The following is a 25,215-nucleotide window of genomic DNA, read 5'->3' as shown; positions in this document are numbered from 1 at the left end:
CCACGGCACAGCTCAGCGCGGAACGACCCGCTCGGCGGCCCACTCCCGCCAACCGGCCAGCCGGTCCGCCGCGGCGGCGAGCTGGTCGGCGACCGGGCCGGGGCCGGTGGACCCGGGGGTGGTCCGGGCCGCGAGAGCCGAACGGACCGAGAGCACGTCGCGCACCGACGGGTCGAGGTGCCCGCTGATCGTGGCCAGGTCCTCGTCGGAGACATCGTTCAGCTCGCACTCGCGAGCCGCGCAGAGCGCCACCAGCTGGCCGGTGATCTCGTGCGCGTCCCGGAACGGCACGTTGCGTCGGACCAGCCAGTCGGCGACCTCGGTGGCGAGGGAGAAACCGACCGGGGCGGCGGCGACGAGGCGGTCCACCCGGACCGTCATCGTGGAGATCATTCCCGCCAGGGCCGGAAGCAGCAGCTCCAGGGTGTCGACCGCGTCGAAGGCCGGCTCCTTGTCCTCCTGCATGTCCCGGTCGTAGGTCATCGGCAGGCCCTTGAGCATGGTCAGCACTGTCATCAGACCGCCGACCAGCCGCCCGGACTTGCCCCGGGCCAGCTCGGCGATGTCCGCGTTCTTCTTCTGCGGCATGATCGACGAGCCGGTGGCGAACGAGTCGTCCAGTTCCACCCAGCCGAACTCGTGCGAGGTCCAGAGCACCACCTCCTCGCCGAGGCGGGACAGGTGCACCCCGATCAGCGCGGTGGTGAAGAGGAACTCGGCCACGAAGTCCCGGTCGGCGACCGCGTCCATCGAGTTGGCGAACGACGTCCGGAAACCCAGCTCCTTGGCCACCGCCACCGGGTCCAACGGCAGCCCGGAACCGGCCAGCGCGCCCGCGCCGAGCGGGCTGATCGCCGCCCGGTGGTCCCAGTCGCGCAGCCGCTCCAGGTCGCGCAGCAGCGGCTGCACGTGCGCCAGCAGCCAGTGCCCGAAGGTGACCGGCTGGGCGTGCTGGAGGTGGGTCATGCCCGGCGCGGCGGTGTCGACGTGCCGCTCGGCCTGCTCGACGAGGGCCTCCGCCAGCTCGACCAGCCGGCTGGCCACGCCTCGGGCGTGATCCCGCAGGTAGAGCCGCAGGTCGGTGGCGACCTGGTCGTTGCGGGACCGGCCGGCGCGCAGCTTGCCACCGAGGCTGCCGAGGCGCTCCAGCAGGCCGCGCTCCAGCGCGGTGTGCACGTCCTCGTCGTCGATGGTGGGCCGGAACGTCCCGGAGGCGCAGGCGGCCTCCAGGTCGTCCAGCGCGGCCAGCATCCGGCCCAACTCCTCGGGGTCGAGCAGGCCGGCGCCGGCGAGGACCCGGGCGTGCGCCCGGGAACCGGCGATGTCGTACGGGGCCAGCCGCCAGTCGAACTGCACGCTCACCGACAGTCGGGCGAGCGCCTCGGCGGGGCCGCCCGCGAACCGGCCACCCCAGAGGCTCGTCCGGTTGGTGGCGGCACTGTTCTCGGTCAGGCTCTTGTCGTCCACGTCGCCCATCATTGCTCCGGTTGCCTTTCGCCCGCGACTGCGGGGCTCACTCGCCGTGCCCGGTCACTCTTCACACTCAGCCGCGTCATGAGACGGCGGGCCCGTCGATGGTGTCGTCCCGGCGGGCCCAACCGGCGAGCTTGTCCCCGAGTGCGGCCCCTCCGACGGCCTCCCGGGCCACGACGAGGATGGTGTCGTCGCCGGCGATGGTGCCGACGATCTCGGGCAGACCCGCCCGGTCCAACGCGCTGGCCAGGTACTGTGCCGCGCCCGGCGGGGTCCGCAGCACGGCGATGTTGCCGCTGGAGTCGACCCCGTTGAGCAGTTCGCGCAGCAGCCGTACCAGCCGGGCCGGCGCGGCCTCGGCGTCGCGCAACGGCCGCTGGCCGTCCTCGGGGATCAGGTAGACGGCCGGACCGTCGCCGCCGCGCACCTTGACCGCGCCCAACTCCTCCAGGTCCCGCGAGAGGGTGGCCTGGGTGACGCCCACGCCGTCGGCGGCGAGCAGGTCGGCCAGCTCGGTCTGCGACCGGATCGCCCGGTCGCGGATCAGCTCCACGATCCGGGCGTGCCGGGCCGCACGCGTCAACGGCGCGGTCATCGCGCACCCCCGGTGCCAGTGCCGCCCGTCGCGGCGTCGCCCACTGCGGTGTCGCCCGTCGCGGCGTCGCCTGTCGCGGCGTCCAGCAGGAACGTCAGCAGCGCCTTCTGGGCGTGCAGCCGGTTCTCCGCCTGGTCGAAGACCGCGCTCTGCGGGCCGTCGAGCACCTCGTCGGTGATCTCCTCGCCGCGGTGCGCCGGCAGGCAGTGCAGCACGATCGCGTCCGGCGCGGCCTGGCCGAGCAACTCCTTGTTCACCTGGTACGGCAGGAACGGCGTGATCCGGTCCAACCCGTCGGACTCCTGCCCCATCGACGTCCAGGTGTCGGTGGCCAACACGTCGGCGTCGCGTACCGCCTGGACCGGGTCGGTCAGCACCCGCACCGACCCGCCGGTCTGCGCCGCGATCTGCGCGGCCCGTTGCACCACCGCCGCGTCCGGCGCGAACCCGGCCGGGCCGGCGATCCGCACGTGCATCCCGGCCGTCGCCCCGGCCAGCAGGTACGACTGCGCCATGTTGTTCGCGCCGTCCCCCACGTACGCCAGGGTGCGACCGGCCGTGCCACCGCACCACTCCCTGACGGTGAGCAGGTCGGCCAGCAACTGGCACGGGTGGAAACCGTCGGTGAGCGCGTTGACCACCGGCACGCTGGCCCCCGCCGCCACCTCGGCGATCCGCTCGTCACCGTGGGTCCGCAGCACGATCGCCGCGACGTAGCGGGACAGCACACGCCCCGCGTCCGCGAGGGACTCACCCCGACCGAAGTGGGTGACCTGCGTGTCCACCACGAGGGGGTGCCCGCCCAGCTCGGCGATCCCGGCGTCGAACGAGATCCGGGTCCGCAGGCTCTGCTTGTCGAACAGCACCGCCACCGAGCGGGGGCCGACCAGTGGCCGGTGACCGAACCGGTCCGCCTTCATCCGGGCCGCCAGGTCGAGGACCGCTGACTGTTCGGCGGGCGAAAGGTCGTCGTCGCGCAGGAAGTGCCGGGTCATCGAGTCGTCCCCGTCGTGGTGGTCACTGTGGCTGGTGCGGTGTCCGCGCCGGCCGCTGCCGGGGCGGTCGCGTCCAGTGCGGCCGGCAGCGCCGCGAGGAAGGTGTCCGCCTGGGCGGCGGTGAGGATCAGCGGCGGCGCCAACCGGACCACACCCGGCTGCACCGGGTTGACCAGGAAGCCGGCCTCGCGCAGGGCCTCGGCCAGCACCGGCGCCACCGGCGCGGTGAGCACCACGCCGAGCAGCAGACCGGAGCCGCGTACCCCGGCGACCAGCGGGTGGCCCAGCGCCTCGATGCCGCGACGCAACCGCTCACCGACCCGCTTGACGTTGTCGAGCAGGCCCTCGTTGGCGATGGTCGCCACCACGGCGAGCGCCGCCGCGCAACTGACCGGGTTGCCGCCGAACGTGGTGCCGTGCGAGCCGGGGGTGAGCAGGTCCGCGGCGGGGCCGAACGCCAGCGTCGCCCCGATGGGCAACCCGCCACCCAGTCCCTTGGCCAGGGTGACCACGTCCGGCTCCACGCCCTCGGCCTGGTGCGCGAACCAGTGCCCGGTGCGCCCGATGCCGGTCTGCACCTCGTCGAGGACCAGCAGCGCGCCGTGCCGGGCGGTGATCCGCCGGGCCGCCGCGAGATAACCGGCCGGCGGGACGAGCACACCGTTCTCACCCTGGACGGGTTCCAGGATCACCATGGCGGTGGCGTCGGAGACGGCCGCGTCGAGGGCGGCGACATCGCCGTAGTCGACGTGGGTCACCTCGCCGGGCAACGGCCGGAACGGGTCGGCCTTCGCCGGTTGGCCGGTCAACGCGAGAGCACCCATGGTACGGCCGTGGAAGCCACCCCTGGTGGCCACCACCTGGGTGCGGCCAGTACGCCGGGACAGCTTGAACGCCGCCTCGTTCGCCTCCGCGCCCGAGTTGGCGAAGAAGACCCGCCCGGGTCGGCCGGCGAGCGCCAACAGCAGCTCGGCGAGGGCGACCGGCGGCTCGGCCACATAGAGGTTGGAGACGTGCCCGAGGGTCGCGACCTGCTTCGACACCGCCGCCACCACCGCCGGATGGGCGTGACCGAGAGCGTTGACAGCGATACCACCCACCAGGTCCAGGTACTCCCGGCCCGCGTCGTCGACCACCACCGCACCGGCGCCGGAGACCAACGCCAACGGCGGCGTGCCGTAGTTGTCCATCATGGACTGCTTCCACCGCTGCGCCAACGTGCTCATGTCGCGTCCGTCCCGTCTCCCGGCACCACCATCGTCCCGAACCCTTCCGAGGTGAACACCTCAAGCAACGTGGAGTGCGCCACCCGACCGTCGACGACGTGCGCGGCGGGCACTCCCCCACGCACCGCCCGCAGGCAGGCCTCCATCTTCGGCACCATCCCCGACTCGAGGCTGGGCAGCAGCTTGGCCAGGTCGTCCGCGGCGATCTCGGAGACCAGGCTGGTGGTGTCCGGCCAGTCGGCGTACAGACCGGCCACGTCGGTGAGCACGACCAGTTTGCGGGCCCGCAACGCGACCGCCAGAGCGGCGGCGGCAGTGTCCGCGTTGAGGTTGTGCAACACCCCGTCGGCGTCCGGCGCTACCGTCGAGATCACCGGGATCCGGCCGGCGTCGATCAGATCCGTCACCGCCGACACGTCCACCGACTCGACGTCGCCGACCTGGCCGACGTCCACAGCTTGCCCGTCCACGTACGCCGGGCGGCGCACCGCGGTGAACAACCGGGCGTCCTCCCCCGACAGGCCGACGGCGAACGGACCGTGCGAGTTGATCAAACCCACCAGCTCCCGGCCCACCTGCCCGACCAGCACCATCCGGACCACGTCCATCGCCTCGGCGGTGGTCACCCGCAGACCACCCCGGAACTCACTGGCGATACCGAGACGCCCCAGCATGGCCGAGATCTGCGGACCACCGCCGTGCACCACCACGGGCTTCAGGCCCGCGTACCGCAGGAAAACCATGTCGGCCGCGAACGCCTGCTGCAACAGCGGATCGGTCATCGCGTTGCCGCCGTACTTGACCACGACCGTCGAGCCGGAGAAACGCGCCAACCACGGCAGCGCCTCGATCAGCGTCTCCGCCTTGGCCTGCGCACGAGCCAGATCGCTACTGAGACTCACGGTGCCGGCCTTTCGTTCGCGACTGCGGGACTCCGCTGCGCCGCGTTCCTCGCGCTCACGTTGAGTACGCCGAATTCTCGTGCACGTACGCGTGCGACAGATCGTTGGTCCAGATGGTGGCGGCCGACGTACCCGCGTGCAGGTCGATCCGGATCGTCACGTCCCGGCCGGTCAGGTCGACCTTCGAACGGTCCTCGGCGCCGGCACCGCCCCGGCACACCCACACCCCGTTGACCGCCACGTCCACCTCGTCCGGATCGAACGCGGCGGCCGTGGTGCCGACGGCGGCGAGGATCCGACCCCAGTTGGGGTCGTTGCCGAACAGCGCCGTCTTGACCAGGTTGTTGCGGGCCACCGAACGGCCCACCTCGACCGCGTCGTCCTCGTCCGCCGCGCCGACCACGTCGATGGCGACCTGCTTCGTCGCGCCCTCGGCGTCGGCCACCAACTGCTGGGCCAGGTCGTGACAGGCCTCGGTGACCGCGGCGGCCAGCTCGGCCGGCGTCGGCTCGATGCCGCTCGCACCGCTGGCCAGCAACAGCACCGTGTCGTTCGTGGACATGCAACCGTCGGAGTCGACCCGGTCGAAGGTGACCCGGGTCGCCGCCCGCAACGCCTCGTCCAGGAGCGCCGGGCCGGCCACCGCGTCGGTGGTCAACACGCAGAGCATGGTGGCCATCCCCGGCGCGAGCATCCCCGCGCCCTTGGCCATGCCACCGACAGTCCACCCGCTCCCCCGGGCCACAGTGGTCTTCGACCGGGTGTCCGTGGTCATGATCGCCTCGGCGGCGGCCACGCCACCGTCGCGGGACAGCCCACGGATCGCCGAACTGACCCCCGGCAGCAGCTTCGGCATCGGCAGCCGCTCACCGATCAGGCCGGTCGAGCAGACCGCGACCTCACCGGCACCGAGGATCAACCGTGGGCTGACCGAGGTCAGCGCGGCGGCGGTGTGCTCGGCGGTGGCGTGCGTGTCCTGGAAGCCGGCCGGGCCGGTGCAGGCGTTGGCGCCGCCGGAGTTGAGCACCACCGCGCGGACCACACCGCCCTGCACGACCTGCTGCGTCCAGAGCACCGGCGCGGCCTTGACCCGGTTCGTGGTGAAGACACCGGCCACGCCGGCGTCCGGGCCGTCGTTGACGACCAGGGCGACGTCCGCGCCGCCGCTGGCCTTGAGGCCGGCGGCCACACCGGCCGCCCGGAACCCCCGAGGGGTGGTGACGCTCACGGGGTGACTCCCCACATCGACAGGCCCGTCGTCTCCGGCAGGCCGAGCATGAGATTGGCGTTCTGTACGGCCTGACCGGCAGCGCCCTTACCCAGGTTGTCCAGTGCGCTGAGCACGATCAGACGACCCGAGTCGACGTCGACGGTGGCCTGCAGGTGACACGAGTTGGAGCCCAGCGTGGCGGCGGTGTGCGGCCAGCGGCCCTCCGGGAGCACGTGCACGAACGGCGCGTCCGCGTACGCCCGCGCCAGCACCTCCTGCGGGTCGACGCCGCGCGCCGGCGTCGCGGTGACAGTGGCGAGGATGCCGCGCGGCATCGGCGCCAGCACCGGGGTGAACGACAGACCCGTCGCACCGGTGGCCTGCTTGATCTCCGGGACGTGCTGGTGGGTGCCGACCCGGTACGGCGACAGGTCGCCCATCACCTCGCTGGCCAGCAGGTGCGGCTTGGTCGCCCGGCCGGCGCCCGAGGTGCCGGACGCGGCGACCACCACCACGTCGGCGGGGCTGGCCGCACCGTCGGCGATCAGCGGCGCGAGCGCCAGGGTGATCGCGGCGGCGTAGCAGCCGGTGTTCGCCACCCGGGTGGAACCGGCGATCAGCTCCCGCTGACCGGGCAGCTCGGGCAGCCCGTAGGTCCACTGCCCGGCGTGCGTGCCGCCGTAGTACTGCGCCCAGGCGTACGGGTCGGCCAGCCGGTGGTCGGCGCCCAGGTCGACGATCCGCACCTCGGCCGGCAGTTGAGCCGCGAGGGCCGCCGACTCGCCGTGCGGCAGGGCCAGGAAGACCAGGTCCGCGTCGGCCAGCGTGGTCGGATCGGTCGTGCCGAGCACCAGGTCGAGACCGGTGAGCTGCGGGTGCACCACGTCGACACGGTGCCCGGCCTGGCTGTGGGCGGTGGCGGCGATCAGGTCGAACTCCGGGTGCCCGGCGATCAGGCGCAGCAGCTCACCCCCGGCGTACCCGCTCGCTCCGGCGACCGCGACTCGAATCCCCATACCCACCTCCGCATGACTATGCAGCGAAGGCTAACAAGGGCGACGTGTTTCCTGCAAGTTAATACAGCCCCCTGCATGATGATGTAGAAACCCCGCCCCACCCTCGCGATCTTGCACTTACTGCGCCCGCATAGCCGACCAAAGGTGCGAATCGGCAACACAAACTGCAAGATCGCGAGGGTGGGAGCGGGGTCGAGCGAGGGTCGGGTGGGGGTTAGGCGCCGCGCAGGGTGGCGCCTAGGCGTTCGGCCGCGACGGCGACCGCCGCGTCCCGTGCCGCGACGGCCTCCTCGACGGTGAGCGTCCGGTCCGGTGCCCGGAAGGTCAGCTTGTACGCCAACGACCGGCGGCCCTCGCCGAGCTGCGCGCCGGAGTACACGTCGAACAGCCGCACGTCCTCCAGCAGCTCACCGGCGCCCGCCTCCAACGCCCGGCGCACCTGCTCCGCCGGCACCGAGTCGTCCACCACCAGGGCCACGTCGATCAGCGCCGGCGGGAAACCGGAGACCGTCGGCGCGGGCGTCACCGGGGTCGGCGGCAGCGTGTCGAGGTTCAGCTCCATCGCGCTGGTGCGACGGGGCAGTTCCAGCGCCGCGACCACCGCCGGGTGCAGCTCACCGGCGTGGCCGACGACCGCGTCGTCGACCCGCAGCTCGGCGCAGCGGCCCGGGTGCCACGGGGCGTGCTCGGCGGCACGCACCTCGACCCGCTCGTCGGGGATCCCGGCGGCGGCCAGCACGTCCCGGGCCGCCTCGATCGCGTCCGCCCAGCCGGCCTGCCGACCCGGCCCCCACCAGCCGGCCGGGTCGATGTCCCCGGCGAGCACCACCGCGACGTGCACCGGTTGCGCCGGCACCACCGCGTCGGCGGCCGCGAACTCCTCGTCGGTGGGCCGCCGGTCCACGCCCATCGCGGGCGGGCTGCCGGCGCCGACGCGCGGGTGGAAGACCGCGCCGATCTCGTAGAGGGCGAGGTCGCGGTGACCCCGGCCGAGGTTGCGCTTGAGAGTGCCGAGCAGCGGGCCGAGCAGCGTGGTGCGCAGCAGAGGCTCCTCCTCGGACAGCGGGTTGGCCAGCCGCACCGCGGGCCGACGCGGGTCGTCGGCCGGCAGGCCGAGCTGGTCGGCCAGCTCCGGCGACACGAACGGGTGCGCGAGCACCTCCACGTACCCCCGCTCGGCAAGCGAGTCGGCGACCGCCCGGCGGCGACGCTGCCGTGGGGTCAGACCACGACCGGGGGGCGCGGTCGGCAGCACCGACGGCACCTTGTCGTACCCGTCGAGGCGGACCACCTCCTCGACCAGGTCGGCCGGGTCGGTCAGGTCGGGCCGCCAGGTCGGTGGGGTGACGCTCAGCACCGTCCCCACTCCGCTGGCCACACCGACCGTGCCCGGGTCCTCGGACAACCGGTCCGCGCCCTGCGCGACGGTGCAGCCGACCCGCTCCAGCAGGGCGACCACCCGCGCCGGCGGGTATTCGACGCCGACCCGCCGGGTCGGCAGGTCCGCCGGCAGGCTGATCGGGGTACGCGGCCGGACGTGGTCGATGTCCAGGATCTCTGCGCTCGGGGTGCCCCCGCCGTGCTCGGTGAGCAGCCGCACGGCACGCTCCAGCGCGACCAGCGCCACGGCCGGGTCGACGCCCCGCTCCCAGCGCTTCGCGGCCTCGCTGAACAGCTTGTGCCGGCGGGCGGTGCGCCCGACCATCGCCGGGTCCCAGTGCGCGGCCTCGAAGAGCACGGTCGTGGTGCCGCCGGTGACGACCTCGCTGGTCTCGCCGCCCATCACCGCGGCGAGGGAGATCGGCCCAGTGTCGTCGCAGATCACCATGTCGTCGGCGGTGAGCACCCGGTTGACGCCGTCGAGGGTGGTCAGCTTCTCCCCCGCCTCGGCGCGGCGGACCACCAGTGGCCCGACGATCCGGTCGGCGTCGAACGCGTGCATCGGCTGGCCCAGCTCCAGCATCACGTAGTTGGTGATGTCCACCGGCAGCGAGATGCTGCGGATGCCGGCGGTGACCAGCCGCTGGGCCATCCACGACGGGGTGGGCGCGGTCGGGTCGACCCCGCGGACCAGGCGGGCGGTGAACCGGTCGCAGCCGACCGGGTCGCGGACCTCCACCGGGTACGCGGGCGTCTCGGTGCCGCCCGGTGCCGGCGTCAGGGCCGGGTCGCGCAACGGCACCTCGAACGCGTGCGACAGCTCCCGGGCCAGGCCGCGCAGGCTCAGCGCGTACCCCCGGTCGGGGGTGATCTCCAGATCGAGCACGACGTCGTCCAGGCCGACGACCGGGCGCGCGTCGTCACCCGGCTTGGCCGTCACGTCCGGCCCCAGCACGATGATGCCGGAGTGGTCGTCGCCCAGGCCCAGCTCCTTGGCCGAGCAGATCATGCCCGCCGAGTTGTGCCCGTACGTCTTGCGGGCGCCGATGGCGAAGCCGCCGGGCAGCACACCGCCGGGCAGGATCACCACCACCCGGTCACCGACGGCGAAGTTGCGCGCCCCGCAGACGATCTCCTGCGGCTCACCGGTGCCGTTGGCGGCACCCACGTCGACCCGGCAGAACCGGATCGGCTTCTTGAAACCGGTCAGCTCCTCGATCTCGCGGACCTCACCGACGACCAACTGGCCGGTGACCGACGCGGCCAGGTCCACCACGGACTCGACCTCGATGCCGAGGTCGACCAGGGCCTGCTCCAGGTCACCGGTGGGCAGGTCGGCGGGGAGGTCGACGTACTCCCGCAGCCAACTGACAGAAACTCGCATGACTTCAGACCACCGTTCCCGTGTCTCGTACCCGCATCGCCTACGCCCCGGTCCCGAGCGCGCGGCTGAACCGCACGTCGCCCTCGAAGAGATGGCGGATGTCGCTGACCCCGTGCCGGACCATCAGGGTCCGGTCGATGCCCATGCCGAAGGCGAATCCGGAGTAGACCTCCGGGTCGACGCCGCAGGCGCGCAGCACCCGCGGGTTGACCATGCCGCAGCCGCCCCACTCGACCCACTGTGGGCCGTCCCGGTGCTCCGGGAACCACACGTCGAACTCCGCCGACGGCTCGGTGAACGGGAAGTAGTGCGGCCGCCACCGGGTCTTCGCCTCCGGACCGAACATCGCCCGGGCGAAGTGGTCCAGCGTGCCGCGCAGGTGCGCCATCGTGATGCCCTTGTCGACGACCAGGCCCTCGGCCTGGTGGAACACCGGGCTGTGGGTGGCGTCGATCTCGTCGGTGCGGTAGACGCGACCCGGCACGATCACGTAGATCGGCGGCTTGCGGCTGAGCATGGTGCGGGTCTGCACCGTCGACGTGTGCGTGCGCAGAACGAGGCCGGAGCCCTCCGGTGCGATGTGGAAGGTGTCCATCAACCCGCGCGCCGGGTGGTCGGCGGGGATGTTCAGCGCGTCGAAGTTGACCCACTCCAGGTCGACCTCGGGCCCCTCGGCCACCTCGTAGCCCATCCCGACGAAGAGGTCGCTGATCGACTCCATCAGCGTGCTCAGCGGGTGCCGGGCACCCCGTGGACGCCGGTCGTAGGGCAGGGTGACGTCCACCCGCTCCTCGACCAGCACCCGCTCGGCCTGCTCGCGCTCCACCACCTCGGCGCGCTCGGCGTACGCGGACTCGATCGCCCGGCGGGCCTCGTTGACCCGCTTGCCGGCGTCGGACTTCGCGGCCGGTGGCAGCGCGCCGATCTCCCGGCGGGCGAGGGAGACCGGTGACCGGTCACCCAGGTGCACCGAACGCAGCGCGGTCAGCGCGTCCGGGTCGGCGGCGGCCTCGAACGCCTTCGTGGCGTCCGCGACGGCCTCGGCCAGGGCGGCGGGGTCGAGCAGGGCGACCTGCTTCGGGTCGTACGGATCGTTGCGGTAGCTCATGGCGTACGGGCACTCCCTCACGGCGGCGCCAGCCCTCCACGGGCGGCTAGGCGAGTCTACGGACGCGCGGCTGTGCCGCAGCCCGCCGGTAGGAGTTGCGCAGGGAGCAGGTCAGGCCCGCCGCCCGCCGACACCGGCGGGCTGGCTAAACGAACGCTGTGTCGCGTTCATCGACGGAGCATCTCCCCTGCTGTCAGTCGCGCCGGGTGTGGACACCGTCAGCGCTGTGCTCTCGCTGAAGCGTACAGGCAGACCGCGGCAGCCGCAGCCAGGTTCAGGCTCTCCGCGCGCCCGTACAGCGGCACCCGGACGCGCGCGTCGGCGGCGGCGGTCAGCTCCTCGGGCAGGCCGTGCGCCTCGGAGCCGAACAGCCAGGCGGTGGGCCCGACGAGCCGTCCGTAGTCGGTCAGGTCGTCCAGATCGCTGTCGCCGTACCCCGTGGTGGCGAAGATCGACAGCCCGGCGGCGCGCAGCGCGTCGACCACAGTGACCGGGTCGGGGGCGCGCACCACGTCGACGTGGAAGAGGCTGCCGGCCGAGGCCCGCACGCACTTGCCGTTGTACGGGTCGACGGCGTCCCCGGCGAAGACCACCGCACCCGCACCGGCCGCGTCGGCGGTGCGCAGCACCGTGCCGGCGTTGCCCGGGTCGCGGATCTCGGCGAGCACCGCCACCAGCCGGGGCGCACCGGCGAGGGCCTGCTCCAACGACACGTCCAGGTGCCGGCAGACGGCCACCAGCCCCTGCGGGGCGACGGTCTCGGCCAGCGCGGCGAGGGCGTCGTCGGTCACCTCGGAGACCGGCACGTCGGCGTGGGCCGCCGCGGCGGCCAACTCCGGGTGGCGGTCGAGCGCGGTGGTCGTACCGAACAGTTCGGTGACCACCCCCGGCCGCGCGAGGGCCTCGCGGACCGCCTGCGGCCCTTCGGCCAGGAAGCGGCCGGTGGCGTCGCGGTCCCGGCGGCGTTGCAGGCGGCGGGCGGCGACAACCCTGGGGGTACGCGGGGTGAAGGCCATGGTGTGCGCTCCTCCGGCACGATTGAGGCGCCCCCCGGACGGCGGTGCCGACACGGGAGACGCCTCGCTCTGGTGCGTGGGGATCAGGCGGCCTGAGCCGCCGCGCCGCCGGTGCCCTCGGCCGCGACTGCGGCCCGGGCCAGCTCGACGATCGCCGCGAAGGCGGCGGCGTCGTTGACAGCCAGGTCGGCCAGGATCTTGCGGTCGACCTCGATGCCGGCCAGACGCAGGCCCTGGATCAGACGGTTGTAGGTCATCCCGTTGGCCCGGGCGCCCGCGTTGATCCGCTGAATCCACAGCTGCCGGAAGTCGCCCTTGCGGTCGCGACGGTCCCGGTAGGCGTACTGCATCGAGTGCAGCACCTGCTCCTTGGCCTTGCGGTACAGGCGGGAGCGCTGACCGCGGTAACCACTCGCGGTCTCCAGCAGGGTACGACGCTTCTTCTGGGCGTTTACAGCCCGCTTGACGCGTGCCATCTCAACTCCTTCTTACGTAAAGGTGGCGCGCGTCAGCGGCCGAGCAGCTTCTTGATGCGCTTGACGTCGGCCTTGGCCAGCACGACCGTGCCGGTCAGCCGGCGGGTCTGGGTGGAGGGCTTCTTCTCCAGGTTGTGGCGCAGGCCGGCCTGCTGGGCAACGATCTTGCCCTTGCCGGTCACCTTGACCCGCTTACCCATACCCGTGTGGCTCTTCATCTTCGGCATGTGGAACGTCTTCTCCCCTGTTACTCGCCGCTGGTGGCGGCGGTGCCGGTGTCGCCGGCTGCTGCGGTCTCGCCGACCGCCGCGGTCTCATCGGCTGCCGGAGCGGCGGACTCGTCCCCAGCCCGGTCCCGAGGACCACCGCGGGACGCCGTGGCGGCGACCGCGGAAGCCTTGACGGCCCGGTGCGGAGCGAGAACCATGATCATGTTTCGGCCGTCCTGCTTGGGAGCGGCCTCGACGTATCCCAGGTCCGTGATCTCGGACTCGAGCCGGCGCAGGAGCCGGTAACCCAGCTCCGGGCGGCTCTGCTCGCGACCGCGGAACATGATCGTCACCTTGACCTTGTCGCCCGCCTTGAGGAACCGCACCACGTGACCCTTCTTGGTCTCGTAGTCGTGCGGGTCGATCTTCGGCCGAAGCTTCATTTCCTTGATGACGGTCTGCTGCTGGTTACGCCGCGCTTCGCGCGCCTTGAGTGCGCTCTCGTACTTGAACTTGCCGAAGTCCATGAGCTTGCACACCGGCGGGCGCGCCATCGGCGCAACCTCGACCAGGTCCAGATCGACGTCCGCGGCCAGCTGAAGAGCGCGCTCCAGCGGGACGATGCCCACCTGCTCACCCTCTGGGCCGACCAGTCGGACCTCACGTGCCCGGATCTGCTCGTTCACGCGTGGTTCGACGCTGATGGGGCCTCCTCGAGTCGTTTCTGCCGTGTCGCCGACCCCCGCGGCTCCCGGAAGGGAACCGACCCGAAAAGCAGAAGGCCCCGGCGTATGCCAGGGCCCGCTCGACCGGTCGGCACGATCACAAGGATCGCGCATCCAGCGCCGGGACATGCCCGGAACCGGTGACCGGACCCGGCCACCGTAGCGGTGACTCAGGTGGGAGCAGGCGCTCCGCTTTCAAGGCTGCCTGCTCGCATGCGGAGACAGCCTGGTCGACTCGACAACACTACACCGGCGCCCCGGTCACCCCCAAACCGGGACACCCGGGGCAGCGTCCGGGACGCCGTGCCACCCCTGCGCGGCCCTCACGCGCATGGCGTCGCTTCAAGATCCGCGCACTTTCCCTGAAACTGCTGCCTCCCGGCGCCGGGAGGCAGCAGTTTCAGGGAAGTTGTCCAGATCTTGGCGAGGGGTGCGCGGCATGCCTGGCCGCTGGGCAGCAACGCGCGGTCGGCGGTTCGGCCGCGGACCGGCGTGGGCGGTGTCGCTGGGGTCAGCGGCCGACGGCGCGCTCGGCGAGACGGGCCTGGTGGGCCTCGTGAAGGCGGCGCAGCGCGCGGACCCCGTCGACTGCCGACTCCTTGTCGGCGGCCTGCAGGGCGACCATCGGCAGCAGGTCGTCGTCGTGCAGCTCCAGGCTGGCCCACGGCGCGCCCCGGTCGAAGCGCACGCCCCGGACAACCTCCCAGGGCAGCTCGTAGGAGCCGACAATGTTGCGCACCCGGATCCCCCGCGCGTCCGCCTCCACCCGGGGACGGGTGAACAGCAGGCAGCCCAGCGCCCCGAAGACGCCCAGCCCGATCATGGCGATCTGGTCGCCGCGCTGGAAGCTGCCGTAACCATCACCGGTCGGGCCACTCAGCGACGTGGCGACCAGACCGAACACCACCACCAGGGCGACCGCCGCCGACCAGCAGACCACGCGGATGCGGCGGGGCTTCAGGCGGACCAGTTCGGTATCACTCACCCCACCAGTCTGCCACCCGCACTCGCCCCGCAGACGCACCACCCGCCGAGCCGCCGCCGCCCACTCGCCGCCGCCCGCCGCACCCAGGCCCAGGCCTAGGGGCGAGAGATCCACTCGGGTTCATGAAAACAGGGGTGTCCGCACACCGGGGACACCCCTGTTTCCTGAAACCCGAGTGGATCAGCCGCTGGGGCCGCCCGATGGACGCGGACAGCGCCGGGAAAGGGACGCGGACACGGACGGCGACGGGAACGCAACGCGGACGGGCCACGCCCGGGACGGGGACGGTCAGAGGCGACAGGCGTGGATGTTGGTGACGAGGATCGCGCGGGCACCCAACTCGTACAGCTCGTCCATGATGCGGTGCACGTCGTCGCGGAGCACCATCGCCTGCACCGCCACCCAGCCCTCCCGGTGCAGCGGCGACACGGTGGGCGACTCGATGCCCGGGGTGAGCCCACTGGCCCGGTCCAGCAGACCGGCCGGCACGTCGTAGGCGAGCATCACGTAGCGGCGGGCCACCAGCACCCCGTGCAGGCGGCGCAGCAACTGCTCGGCCTGCGCGTGCGCGGGCGCGCCGGCCCGTCGGACCAGCACCGCCGACGAGCGCAGCAGCGGCTCGCCGAAGACCACCAGGCCCGCCTGGCGCAGGGTCGCGCCGGTCTCCACCACGTCCGCGATCACGTCGGCGACGCCGAGGCGTACGGCGTTCTCGACCGCGCCGTCGAGACGGATCACGTCGGCCTTGACCCCCACCTCGCCGAGGTGCCGCTCGACCAGCCCCGGGTACGCGGTGGCGATCCGGTGACCGCCCAGCTCCTGGACGGAGGCGATGTCGTCGGGGCGGGCGGCGAACCGGAAGGTGGCCCGGCCGAAGGCCAGGTCGACGACCTCCTCGGCCGGCGCGGCCGAGTCGATCAGCAGGTCCCGGCCGGTGATCCCGAGGTCGAGGTCACCGGAGCCGACGTAGGTGGCGATGTCCTTCGGGCGCAGGTAGAAGAATTCGACGTCGTTGGCCTCGTCCCGGCAGACCAGGTCCTTGGGGTCGGTGCGCTGGCGGTAGCCCGCCTCGCGCAGCATCTGGGCGGCCGGTTCGGCCAGGGTGCCCTTGTTGGGAATGGCGACACGCAGCATGACGGAGTGCTCCTTCGATCCGGATGGCGATCAACGGGGTGGGGGCACTCACAGATGTCGGTAGACGTCCTTGAGCTCGAGACCGCTGGCGAGCATCAGCACCTGGACCTGGTAGAGCAGCTGGGAGATCTCCTCGGCGGTGCGCTCCGGCCCCTCGTGCTCGGCGGCCATCCACGACTCGGCCGCCTCCTCGACGACCTTCTTGCCGATGAAGTGCACGCCCTTGTCCAGCGCGGCGACGGTGCCCGAGCCCGGGGTGCCGGCGGCGGCCTTGGCCTGCAGCTCGGCGAACAACTCCTCGAACGTCTTCACGGGGAACGATTCTTCCAGCCGCCCCGGCAGGGCCCCGCGTCCGGGTCCGTCAAAATCCAGCAAGCGGACAATTCCCTACCAACATGGTGGGACAATTGTCGATCGATGCTCATGGAGCCCTACGCTGTCGGCCATGGCCAGCAGATCACGTCTTCTCGCGCTCCCCCTCGCCGGCGCCGTCGTGGTAGCCACCGCCGGATGCGCGCCACAGGACGAGAAACCCAGCCCCACTGTCACCGCCACGGCGTCCTGCGCCAAGGACAGCCTGCCCACCCGTACGCCGGGCAAGCTGACCATCGCCACCGACCAGCCCGCGTACGAGCCGTGGTTCTCCGACGACAAGCCCGACAACGGTGAGGGCTTCGAATCCGCCGTCGCGTACGCGGTGGCCGAGCAGCTCGGCTACTCCCGCGCCGACGTCACCTGGACCCGGATCAAGTTCGACACCGCGATCGCGCCCGGCCCGAAGGACTTCGACTTCGACATCAACCAGTTCTCCATCACCGAGGAGCGCAAGCAGGCGGTCGACTTCTCCGCGCCGTACTACCTGGTGCGGCAGACCGTCGTCGCATTGAAGTCCTCGAAGATCGCCGGCAGGACGTCGCTGGCCGAGCTGCGCGACGCCCGGCTGGGCGCGCAGGTCGGCACCACCAGCTACCAGGCGATCACCGACGTGGTCAAGCCGACCGCGAAGCCGCAGGTCTACAACAGCAACGACGACGCCAAGAAGGCGCTGCAGAACGGGCAGCTGGACGGTCTGGTGGTGGATCTGCCGACCGCCTTCTACATCACCGGCGCGGAGATCACCGACGCGACGATCGTCGGGCAGGTGCCGCAGGTCGGTACGCCCGAGGCGTTCGGGTTGCTGCTGGACAAGAACTCCCCACTGACGCCGTGCGTGAGTGACGCGGTCGGTCAGCTCAGCACGGCGGGCACCCTGAAGCAGTTGGAGCAGAAGTGGCTCGCTCAGGTGGCGGGGGCGGCCGAGCTGCGGTGACACTTCTGGATCATGTGCCGTCCGAGGCGCAGTTGCGGCGCTCGGCGTACCGGCGTCGGCAGACCGTCTACAGCGTGCTCGTCGCGGCCTGCTCGACGGCGGCGCTCGGTACGCTGCTGGTGATCGCGGTGACCGGGGCGCCGGGCTGGGACCGGGTCCGGCGCTCGTTCCTGGATCCGGAGATCGCCCGCGACGCGCTGCCGACGGTGCTGAGCGGGCTCTGGCTCAACGTCCGGCTGCTGGTGTGCTGTGCGGTCGGCGCGCTGCTGCTCGGGCTGGTGATCGCCGTGCTGCGGACGCTGCGCGGGCCGGTCTTCTTCCCGGTCCGCGCGCTGGCCGCCGGCTACACCTACACCTTCCGGGGCCTACCGCTGATCATCGTGCTCTACCTGCTCACCCTCGGCGTGCCGGGGCTACGGTTGCAGGGCATGCCACCGGTGCTGGTGCTGGGCGGGATCGCGCTGGTCCTCACCTACGGCGGCTACCTCGCCGAGGTGTTCCGGGCCGGCATCGAGTCGGTGCACCACAGCCAGCTCGCGGCGGCCCGCTCGTTGGGGCTGACCCACCGGCAGACGATGCGCCACGTGGTCCTGCCGCAGGCCGTCCGCCGGGTGGCGCCGCCCCTGCTCAACGACGTGGTGGCGTTGCAGAAGGACGTGGGGCTGGTGTCGCTCGCCGGGCCGATCGACGCGGTCCGCGCCGCGCAGATCGCCACCGCACAGACCTTCAACTACACGCCGTACATCGTGGCGGGGGTGCTCTTCGTGCTGCTCGCGATCCCGCTGATCGCGGTCACCGACTGGGTGACGCTGCGCGCGGCCCGCCGACAGTCGGGAGGCTGAGCCATGGCACTGCTGCGCTGTCGGGGCCTGCGCAAGGAGTTCGGCGGGCACACCGTGCTCGACCACCTCGACCTGACCGTCACCGAGCACCAGGTGGTGGCGGTGATCGGCGCGTCCGGTTCCGGCAAGTCGACACTGCTGCGCTGCGTCAACCTGCTGGAGGAACTCGACGACGGCACCATCGAGTTGGACGGGGAGGACATCTCCGATCCCCGGGTGGACCCGGACCAGGTCCGTCGGCGCATCGGCATGGTGTTCCAGGCGTACAACCTCTTTCCGCACCTGAGCGTGTTGGACAACATCACCCTCGCGCCGCGGCGCGTACACCGTCGGGGCCGCGCGGAGGCCGAGGCGCAGGCCCGGGAGTTGCTCGACCGGGTGGGGCTCGGCGCGAAGGCGGACGCCTACCCGGACCGGCTCTCCGGCGGGCAGCAGCAGCGGGTGGCGATCGTCCGGGCGCTGGCGAACTCACCCCGGCTGATGCTGCTGGACGAGATCACCTCAGCACTGGACCCGGAGCTGGTGGGCGAGGTGCTGGCGATGGTCCGCGACCTGAAGGCCGACGGGATGACCATGGTGCTGGCCACCCACGAGATGGGCTTCGCCCGGGAGGTCGCCGACGAGGTGTGCTTCCTCGACGCCGGGCGGGTCGTCGAGAGCGGCCCGCCCGAGCAGGTGCTCGGCGAGCCGACGCAGCCTCGGACCCGGCAGTTCCTGCGCCGGATCATCGAGGCCGGTCGGCTCTGAGCTCGTCAGGTCGGAGGGGGGTGCCTCAGCCGCCGAAGCCGACCCGCTGGGCGTTGCCCGCCGCCACCGTCCGGACGGCCAGCGCCGCGTCGAGGGCCGCGACCGTGGCCGCCCAGCCCTTGTCCTCCGCCGAACCGGGCAGACCGGCCCGGTCGCGGGCCTGCTCGATGGTCTCCACCGTCAACACCCCGTGCGCCACCGGCTTGCCCTCGTCCAACGCCACCCGGGTCAACCCGTCGGTGACCGAGCGGCAGACGTAGTCGAAATGGGCGGTGGCGCCACGGACCACCACGCCGAGGGCGACCACCACGTCGCAGCGGCGGGCCAGGGCCTGCGCCACCACCGGCAGCTCGACCGAGCCGGCGACCCGGGCGACCACGGAACGAGCGCCGCACGCCTCGGCGGCGGCCACCGCCCGCTCCAGCATGTGGTCGGTCAGCTCACCGTGCCAGCGGGCGGCGACGACCCCGACCGTCAGCCCCGCGGCGTCGACCGCCTCAACCCCCGGCTCACCGAAACCCGCCATCGTCATGCTCCGATCTCGTCGTTGGCGACCGGACGCCCCAGCGGCGCCTCGGACTCCTCGTCCAACTCGTCCAGCAGGTGACCCATCCGGTCCCGCTTGGTGCGCAGATAGCGCATGTTCTCCGGGTGCGCGCCGACCGGCAGGCTCTCCCGGCCGGTGATGGTCAACCCGTACCCCTCCAGCCCGGCCCGCTTGGCCGGGTTGTTGGTCAGCAACCGCATCGACCGCACGCCCAGGTCGTAGAGGATCTGCGCGCCGGTGCCGTAGTCGCGGGCGTCGGCCGGCAGGCCCAGATCGAGGTTGGCGTCGACGGTGTCGCGGCCCAGGTCCTGCAACTGGTACGCCTGCAGCTTGTGCAGCAGCCCGATGCCGCGCCCCTCGTGCCCACGGACGTAGAGCACCACGCCCCGGCCTTCCTTGCCGACCCGGGCCAGCGCGGCGTCCAGCTGCGGCCCGCAGTCGCAGCGCAGCGAGCCGAACACGTCCCCGGTCAGGCACTCGGAGTGCACCCGGACCAGCACGTCCTGGCCGTCACCGAGGTCACCCAGCACCATCGCGACGTGTTCGGCCGGGTCGTGCTCGGCGCGGTAGCCGAGCGCCCGGAACACCCCGTGCCGGGTCGGCATCCGGGCGTCGGCGACCAGTTCGACCTGCTTCTCGGTACGCCGACGGTAGGCGATCAGGTCGGCGATGGTGACAAGCGTGAGGCCGTGCTCGGCGGAGAACTTCTCCAGGTCCGGCAGGCGCATCATGGTGCCGTCGTCGTTGACCAGCTCGCAGAGCACGCCGGCCGGCCGCAGCCCGGCCAGCCGGGTCAGGTCGATGCCCGCCTCGGTGTGCCCCGGCCGGCGCAGCACCCCGCCCTCGCGGGCGCGCAGCGGCACCACGTGCCCGGGGCGGGCCAGGTCGGTCGGGTCGGTCGTCGCGGCGGCGAGCAGCCGGCTGGTGTGCGCGCGGTCGGCCGCCGAGATGCCGGTGCTGACCCCCTCGCGGGCGTCCACCGTCACCGTGTACGCGGTGCCGCGCCGGTCCTGGTTGGTGTGGTGCATCGGCGGCAGGTCGAGCCGGTCGGCTTCGCTCTCGGTCAGCGCCACGCAGACGTACCCGGAGGTGTAGCGCACCATGAACGCCATCAGCTCCGGCGTGGCCAACTCGGCCGCGAAGATCAGGTCGCCCTCGTTCTCCCGGTCCGCGTCGTCGACCACCACGACCGGCCGGCCGGCTGCGATGTCCGCGATCGCCTGCTCGATATCCCCAAAACTGGTCATGCGACGGCCTCCCGGTAGATGGGCTGACGGACGGTGGCCGTGGCACGCGAGGTGCGCCACCAGGCGGCGAAGCCCCAGACGCAGAGGGCGCCGTAGATCAGGTACATGACGGCCGACGGGTAGAACCCGCCGCGCAGCAGCAGCGGCACGCCGACCGCGTCCACCGCGATCCAGAGCAGCCAGAACTCCACCCACCCACGGGCCATGCCGTAGGTGGCCAGCAGGCTGCCGGTGAGGATCCAGGCGTCGGGCAGCGGACCCCACGAGCCCAGGGCCTTGAGCAGCGGGTACGCCGCGGCGGTGCCGAGCACGGCGGCCACCAGCAGCAGCAGGCGCTCCCGTCCGGTGGCCCAGCGCGGGACGACCGCCGCCTGTCCGGCGTCGCCGCGACGGTTGCGTTGCCAGCGCCACCAGCCGTAGACGCTGACCGCGAAGAAGAACACCTGTCGGCCGGCCTGCCCGTACAGGTCGTGTGCCTGCGGGGTGGTGAACACCCCGCCGAGGAAGACGGTGAGCAGCAGCGCGTTACCGATCATGCCGACCGGCCACGCCCAGACCAGCCGGCGCAGCCCGAGCAGCGCCGAGATCAGCCCGAACGCGTTGCCGACGATCTCCCGGGCCAGCAGCGGCGAGCCGGCGATGTGCACCTGGGCGTCCAGCAGCCAGCTGAGCGGGCCCATCAGGCCACCCCGCCCGGGTTCGAGTCCGCCTGGCGAGCGTCGGTGAGCCGGTCGCCGAGCAGCCGTTCGACGTACTTGGCCAGCACGTCGACCTCCAGGTTGACCGGGTCGCCGACGCCCTTCGCGCCGAGCGTGGTCAGCTTCAGTGTGGTCGGGATCAGCCCGACGGCGAACTCGTCCGCACCGACGGCGGCCACCGTCAACGAGACACCGTCGATGGTGATCGAGCCCTTCTCCACCACGTACCGGGACAGGCTGGCGGGCAGCCGGAAGCGGACCGTCTCCCACTGCTCGGCCGGCTCCCGGGAGATCAGTTCACCGACGCCGTCGACGTGGCCCTGCACCAGGTGCCCGCCGAGCCGGCTGCCGAGCGCGGCGGCCCGCTCCAGGTTGACCGGGTCGCCGGGGCGCAGCGCGCCCAGCGCGGAGCGGCGCAGCGTCTCCCCCATCACGTCGGCGGTGAAGACCCCGTCGGTCACCTCCACGACGGTCAGGCAGACACCGTTGACGGCGATCGAGTCGCCGTGCCGGGCGTCGGAGGTGACCAGTGGGCCGCGGACGCCGAGCAGCGCCGAATCGCCAGCCGTGGGCGCCACCCGGACGATCTCGCCCATTTCCTCGATAATGCCGGTGAACATCTCAGCCCTCCCTTTTGCGGGGCAAAGCGGTGATCCGGAGATCCGGACCGATCTGCGTAACGTCGACGAACTCCAGATCGATGGCCTCGGCGATGGTGGTCACTCCCGCGTCGACCAGAGCGGTCGGGCCGGCGCCGAGCAACCGCGGCGCGACGTACCCGACGATCTTGTCGACCAGGCCGGCGGCCAGGAACGCGCCGGCCAGCCGGGGGCCGCCCTCCAGCAGCACCGCGCGGACCCCGCGCTGGTGCAGCGCCGCGAGCAGCGCCGGCAGGTCGACCCGGCCGTCCGGGTCGGCGCCGACCTCGTCGGCGGTCGCGATCCACGTCCGCGCGGCGCCGTCGCGGACCCGCGCGTCGACCGGGGTACGCCCCGCGGAGTCCACGACCACCCGCAGCGGCTGCCGGATGGCCAGGCTGCCGTCGCGCAGGTTGCGGGCGGTCAACCGGGGGTCGTCGGCGAGCACGGTGCCCACCCCGGCGATGACCGCGTCGACGGTGCCGCGCAGCGCGTGCACATCCATCCGGGCCGCCTCCGACGTGATCCACATGCTGGTGCCGTCCGCCGCGGCGGACCGCCCGTCGAGCGTGGCGGCGTACTTCCAGATCACGTACGGCCAGCCCCGGCGCATCGAGGTCAGCCACGCGATGTTGCCGGCCTCGGCCTCCTCGCCGCGTACCCCCAGATCGACCCGCACCCCGGCGGCGCGCAAGGTGGCGGCGCCCCCGGACGCGACCGGGTTGGGGTCGGGCACGGCGATGACCACCCGACCGACCCCGGCCTGGACGAGCGCGGAACTGCAGGGGCCGGTGCGGCCGGTGTGGTCGCAGGGTTCAAGAGTGACGACAGCGGTGCCGCCCTTGGCCCGCCGGCCGGCCTGCGCCAGGGCGACGATCTCGGCGTGCGGGCCACCGGCGTACGCGTGGAAGCCCTCGCCCACGACCTCGCCGTCGGAGTCGAGCAGCACGCACCCGACCACCGGATTGGGGCTGGTGGTGCCGAGTCCGCGCGCCGCCAACTCGATCGCACGCCGCATCGCCTCGTCAACGGAGACGCTGGCCATCGCCCTGCCCCTGCCCTCTCACTCGCCGGTCCGCGCGCGGGCGGTCAGGGAGGCGGTGGCCATGGGGCCACGGGCAGGCGGTGGCGGATTCCGGGAACGGCACAGCCGCCCCCGGGGGGTCGGCACGGCACGCTGACGCCAGCGGTCGGCTCGGACCCGTCCGTCCCGCGCGCTGTCTCCCATCCGGACTGTCTGGGCGCGGACGAACCGCCCCCAACCGTCGGCCCCGGATTTTCACCAGGTCCACCGGGCGGCAGAGCCGTCCGGGTCGCGGGCTGACCACGGTTGGACCGTGGATCACCGCCGGTTCGGAATTTCACCGAGTCCCGCCAGCGCGTGGTGGGTACACGGGAAGTCTTACACGCCGATCCGGCTCCGCCGCCACCTAGGCGAGCTACTTCACAGCGGTATCACGCTCAGGTGACGCCGCGACGCCGGTCCACCGCCACGTACGAGCCCGGTTGACTCTTGGCGACCGTCTTCATCTCCGAGGCCATCGCGATCGCCTCGAGGGGGTCGGAGAACCGCTTGCCGGCGTCGGAGAGGGAGACCCCGATGGAGAGGGTGACCAGGGCGGCGCGCCGGATGTTGCCCCGCCGGTCCTTCAACTCGACGAAGCCGCGTTCCCGGTCGGTCGGGTCGTAGAGCGTGTCGGCGCCGTTCTCGAAGTCGACCACCGCCTGGGACGTCAACGGGCGCACCTGGTCCGGGGCGCAGACGATGACGAAGTCGTCACCGCCGACGTGACCGAGGAAGGCCGGTGGCAGCCCGACGCCCACCACCGCCCGGTGCAGGCTGCGGGCCAGCGCGGAGATGAAGTCGTCGCCACGGACGAAGCCGTACCGGTCGTTGACGCTCTTGAACCGGTCGATGTCGACGTAGCCAACCGCGTAGTCCACGCCCTGTCGGACCCGGTCGCTGATCTCCCGACGAATCCGGCTGTTGCCGGGCAGCCCGGTCAGCGGGGAGACCTCCCGGAACTCCTTGTTGCGGCGCAACGTGGACGACACCCGGGCCACCAGCTCGGCGGTGTCGAACGGCTTGACCAGGTAGTCGTCCGCGCCGGCGCTGAGCCCGTGCACCTTGTCGACGGTCATCCCCTTGGCCGTCAGCATGATCACCGGCAGGGCGGAGGTCATCGGGTCGGCGCGCAGCCGCCGGGTCAGCTCCAGCCCGTCGATCCGGGGCATCATGAGGTCGACCACCGCCAGATCCGGCCGCTGGCGCTCGATGACCTCCAGGGCCTCCTGACCGTCACCGGCGTGGATCACCTCGAAGCCGTGCAGCCGCAGATTGAAGTCGACGAAACGAGCGATGTCCTCGTCGTCGTCCACGACGAGGATGACGTCCTTGCGGTCGGCCTCGGGCTCCACCTCAGGCCCCGGGAGCCGCGCGTTCCGCCAGTGCCCGCAGGTGCCGTACCGCCTCCGCCGGGTCGGCGGCCCCGTACACGGCGGTGCCGGCCACGAACGCGTCGGCGCCCGCCGCGGCCGCCTGCTCGATGGTGTCGGCGGCGATCCCGCCGTCCACCTCGATGCGCAGCTCCAGGTGCCCGGCCGACACGTGCCGCCGGGCCGTGCGCACCTTCTCCAGCAGCTGCGGAATGAACCGCTGCCCACCGAAGCCCGCCTTGATCGTCATGATCAGCAGGGTGTCGAAGCTGGGCAGCAGGTCCAGATAGGGCTCGATCGGGGTGTCCCGGTCGATGGCCAGGCCCGCCTTCGCGCCGGCCGAGCGCAGGTCCTTGGCCAGCGCCACCGGATCGTCGGACGCCTCGGCGTGGAAGGTGACGTTGTACGCCCCGGCGTCGGCGTACCCGGGCGCCCACCGGCGCGGATCCTCGATCATCAGGTGCACGTCGAACGGCATCGCGGTGACGGCCCGCAGGCTCTGCACCACGGGCAGGCCGATGGTCAGGTTCGGCACGAAGTGGTTGTCCATCACGTCGACGTGCAACCAGTCCGCGGCGTCCTCGACGGCACGGACCTCTTCGGCGAGGCGGGAGAAATCGGCGGCCAGGATGCTCGGCGCGACGATCGGCGGCGGTACGGTCACCGGGCCAGTGTACGAACGTGGCCACCCGCCACCGGCATCGCGGCACCAACTCCGACGCGCTGTGACCCAGCAGTGACCAGTGGTGCAGAATTGGACGCTCCGGATTCCTGAATCCGGACGAACAGACATCGGCGGCTGGCCGAACGACGGAAACGCGACGACACTCCAAGCGGGACGGTGCCGTAGGCTGCACGCCCGCCGGGGTCTCGCCGCGGGGCGCGGTGACCGGCCGCCAGCTCCCGGGAGGGCAGAC

The 25,215-nt window shown here is 72.3% G+C and carries 26 protein-coding genes and 1 riboswitch; of the genes, 3 read left to right on the top strand and 23 right to left on the bottom strand.

The window, feature by feature from the left end:
* Positions 1–12: 12 nt before the first annotated feature.
* The 16 genes from argH to QCZ28_RS22980 form a co-directional block, all read right to left on the bottom strand.
* A complete protein-coding gene (gene argH, locus QCZ28_RS23055) occupies positions 13–1,476 on the bottom strand; it encodes an argininosuccinate lyase (RefSeq protein ID WP_279518590.1) in 1,464 nt (487 codons plus the stop codon).
* A gap of 76 nt (positions 1,477–1,552) precedes the next feature.
* On the bottom strand, positions 1,553–2,068 hold the full coding sequence (locus tag QCZ28_RS23050; protein ID WP_279518589.1) for an arginine repressor: 516 nt from the start codon (positions 2,066–2,068) through the stop codon (positions 1,553–1,555).
* Positions 2,065–3,063, bottom strand: coding sequence for an ornithine carbamoyltransferase (gene argF / locus QCZ28_RS23045; protein WP_279518588.1), 999 nt, complete (start codon positions 3,061–3,063; stop codon positions 2,065–2,067). The genes QCZ28_RS23050 and argF overlap by 4 nt, the downstream gene beginning before the upstream one ends.
* Positions 3,060–4,289 (bottom strand): acetylornithine transaminase, encoded by a 1,230-nt coding sequence (locus tag QCZ28_RS23040; protein ID WP_279518587.1) that lies wholly within the window; start codon positions 4,287–4,289, stop codon positions 3,060–3,062. The genes argF and QCZ28_RS23040 overlap by 4 nt, the downstream gene beginning before the upstream one ends.
* Positions 4,286–5,191, bottom strand: coding sequence for an acetylglutamate kinase (gene argB / locus QCZ28_RS23035; protein WP_279518586.1), 906 nt, complete (start codon positions 5,189–5,191; stop codon positions 4,286–4,288). The genes QCZ28_RS23040 and argB overlap by 4 nt, the downstream gene beginning before the upstream one ends.
* Positions 5,192–5,246: 55 nt before the next feature.
* Complete coding sequence (gene argJ / locus QCZ28_RS23030) at positions 5,247–6,419, bottom strand: bifunctional glutamate N-acetyltransferase/amino-acid acetyltransferase ArgJ (protein WP_279518585.1); 1,173 nt, start codon at positions 6,417–6,419, stop codon at positions 5,247–5,249.
* The gene (argC, locus tag QCZ28_RS23025) at positions 6,416–7,417 is read right to left on the bottom strand and encodes an N-acetyl-gamma-glutamyl-phosphate reductase (RefSeq protein ID WP_279518584.1); all 1,002 of its coding nucleotides are present in this window, start codon (positions 7,415–7,417) and stop codon (positions 6,416–6,418) included. The genes argJ and argC overlap by 4 nt, the downstream gene beginning before the upstream one ends.
* 214 nt (positions 7,418–7,631) lie before the next feature.
* Positions 7,632–10,181, bottom strand: a complete 2,550-nt coding sequence (gene pheT, locus QCZ28_RS23020) for a phenylalanine--tRNA ligase subunit beta (RefSeq protein WP_279518583.1) — start codon at positions 10,179–10,181, stop codon at positions 7,632–7,634.
* Between the two features lie 40 nt (positions 10,182–10,221).
* Positions 10,222–11,289 carry a phenylalanine--tRNA ligase subunit alpha gene (gene pheS, locus QCZ28_RS23015; protein WP_030335722.1) on the bottom strand — a complete coding sequence of 356 codons (1,068 nt, stop codon included), beginning with the start codon at positions 11,287–11,289 and terminating at the stop codon, positions 10,222–10,224.
* Between the two features lie 218 nt (positions 11,290–11,507).
* A complete protein-coding gene (locus QCZ28_RS23010; protein WP_279518582.1) occupies positions 11,508–12,359 on the bottom strand; it encodes an RNA methyltransferase in 852 nt (283 codons plus the stop codon).
* A gap of 29 nt (positions 12,360–12,388) precedes the next feature.
* Positions 12,389–12,781: a 50S ribosomal protein L20 gene (gene rplT, locus QCZ28_RS23005; protein ID WP_030335718.1), complete on the bottom strand. Its 393-nt coding sequence runs from the start codon at positions 12,779–12,781 to the stop codon at positions 12,389–12,391.
* Between the two features lie 32 nt (positions 12,782–12,813).
* Positions 12,814–13,008: a 50S ribosomal protein L35 gene (gene rpmI / locus QCZ28_RS23000; RefSeq protein WP_007458415.1), complete on the bottom strand. Its 195-nt coding sequence runs from the start codon at positions 13,006–13,008 to the stop codon at positions 12,814–12,816.
* 20 nt (positions 13,009–13,028) lie between these two features.
* Complete coding sequence (gene infC / locus QCZ28_RS22995) at positions 13,029–13,676, bottom strand: translation initiation factor IF-3 (protein WP_030335715.1); 648 nt, start codon at positions 13,674–13,676, stop codon at positions 13,029–13,031.
* A 550-nt stretch (positions 13,677–14,226) separates the two neighbouring features.
* Positions 14,227–14,700: a PH domain-containing protein gene (locus tag QCZ28_RS22990; protein WP_279518581.1), complete on the bottom strand. Its 474-nt coding sequence runs from the start codon at positions 14,698–14,700 to the stop codon at positions 14,227–14,229.
* Positions 14,701–14,988: 288 nt separating this feature from the next.
* Positions 14,989–15,834, bottom strand: coding sequence for an ATP phosphoribosyltransferase (gene hisG, locus QCZ28_RS22985; protein ID WP_030335711.1), 846 nt, complete (start codon positions 15,832–15,834; stop codon positions 14,989–14,991).
* A gap of 48 nt (positions 15,835–15,882) precedes the next feature.
* A complete protein-coding gene (locus tag QCZ28_RS22980) occupies positions 15,883–16,146 on the bottom strand; it encodes a phosphoribosyl-ATP diphosphatase (protein WP_030335709.1) in 264 nt (87 codons plus the stop codon).
* Positions 16,147–16,279: 133 nt separating this feature from the next.
* On the opposite strand from QCZ28_RS22980, the gene QCZ28_RS22975 reads away from it, so the two are divergent.
* From QCZ28_RS22975 to QCZ28_RS22965, 3 genes are read left to right on the top strand one after another with little or no spacing between them, the layout of a single operon-like run.
* Positions 16,280–17,143, top strand: a complete 864-nt coding sequence (locus QCZ28_RS22975; RefSeq protein WP_279518580.1) for an ABC transporter substrate-binding protein — start codon at positions 16,280–16,282, stop codon at positions 17,141–17,143.
* On the top strand, positions 17,140–17,985 hold the full coding sequence (locus tag QCZ28_RS22970; protein ID WP_279518579.1) for an amino acid ABC transporter permease: 846 nt from the start codon (positions 17,140–17,142) through the stop codon (positions 17,983–17,985). Before QCZ28_RS22975 ends, QCZ28_RS22970 begins: the two co-directional genes overlap by 4 nt.
* A 3-nt stretch (positions 17,986–17,988) precedes the next feature.
* Entirely contained in the window at positions 17,989–18,732 is a 744-nt protein-coding gene (locus QCZ28_RS22965; protein WP_279518578.1) for an amino acid ABC transporter ATP-binding protein, read from the top strand.
* Between the two features lie 25 nt (positions 18,733–18,757).
* Here the strand turns inward: QCZ28_RS22965 and ribH are convergent, their stop codons facing one another.
* The 7 genes from ribH to rpe all read right to left on the bottom strand — a co-directional run bounded on the left by ribH (position 18,758) and on the right by rpe (position 24,962).
* Entirely contained in the window at positions 18,758–19,258 is a 501-nt protein-coding gene (gene ribH / locus QCZ28_RS22960) for a 6,7-dimethyl-8-ribityllumazine synthase (protein WP_030335701.1), read from the bottom strand.
* Positions 19,259–19,260: 2 nt separating this feature from the next.
* Positions 19,261–20,526 (bottom strand): bifunctional 3,4-dihydroxy-2-butanone-4-phosphate synthase/GTP cyclohydrolase II, encoded by a 1,266-nt coding sequence (locus QCZ28_RS22955; protein WP_279518577.1) that lies wholly within the window; start codon positions 20,524–20,526, stop codon positions 19,261–19,263.
* Positions 20,523–21,206, bottom strand: coding sequence for a nicotinamide riboside transporter PnuC (pnuC, locus tag QCZ28_RS22950; protein ID WP_279518576.1), 684 nt, complete (start codon positions 21,204–21,206; stop codon positions 20,523–20,525). Before pnuC ends, QCZ28_RS22955 begins: the two co-directional genes overlap by 4 nt.
* Complete coding sequence (locus QCZ28_RS22945) at positions 21,206–21,844, bottom strand: riboflavin synthase (protein WP_279518575.1); 639 nt, start codon at positions 21,842–21,844, stop codon at positions 21,206–21,208. The genes pnuC and QCZ28_RS22945 overlap by 1 nt, the downstream gene beginning before the upstream one ends.
* A 1-nt stretch (position 21,845) precedes the next feature.
* A complete protein-coding gene (ribD, locus tag QCZ28_RS22940; RefSeq protein ID WP_279518574.1) occupies positions 21,846–22,907 on the bottom strand; it encodes a bifunctional diaminohydroxyphosphoribosylaminopyrimidine deaminase/5-amino-6-(5-phosphoribosylamino)uracil reductase RibD in 1,062 nt (353 codons plus the stop codon).
* Positions 22,908–23,074: 167 nt separating this feature from the next.
* Positions 23,075–23,245: riboswitch (FMN riboswitch) on the bottom strand.
* Positions 23,246–23,323: 78 nt separating this feature from the next.
* Positions 23,324–24,280 carry a response regulator gene (locus QCZ28_RS22935; protein WP_279518573.1) on the bottom strand — a complete coding sequence of 319 codons (957 nt, stop codon included), beginning with the start codon at positions 24,278–24,280 and terminating at the stop codon, positions 23,324–23,326.
* A gap of 1 nt (position 24,281) precedes the next feature.
* A complete protein-coding gene (rpe, locus tag QCZ28_RS22930; protein ID WP_279518572.1) occupies positions 24,282–24,962 on the bottom strand; it encodes a ribulose-phosphate 3-epimerase in 681 nt (226 codons plus the stop codon).
* Positions 24,963–25,215: the final 253 nt, after the last annotated feature.

Origin of the sequence: Micromonospora sp. DH14, assembly GCF_029809455.1 — a bacterium.
GTDB classification, from domain to species: domain Bacteria; phylum Actinomycetota; class Actinomycetes; order Mycobacteriales; family Micromonosporaceae; genus Micromonospora; species Micromonospora parva.
Note: the sequence above shows the minus strand (reverse complement) of the source record. Positions and strands in the feature narration are given on the sequence as shown.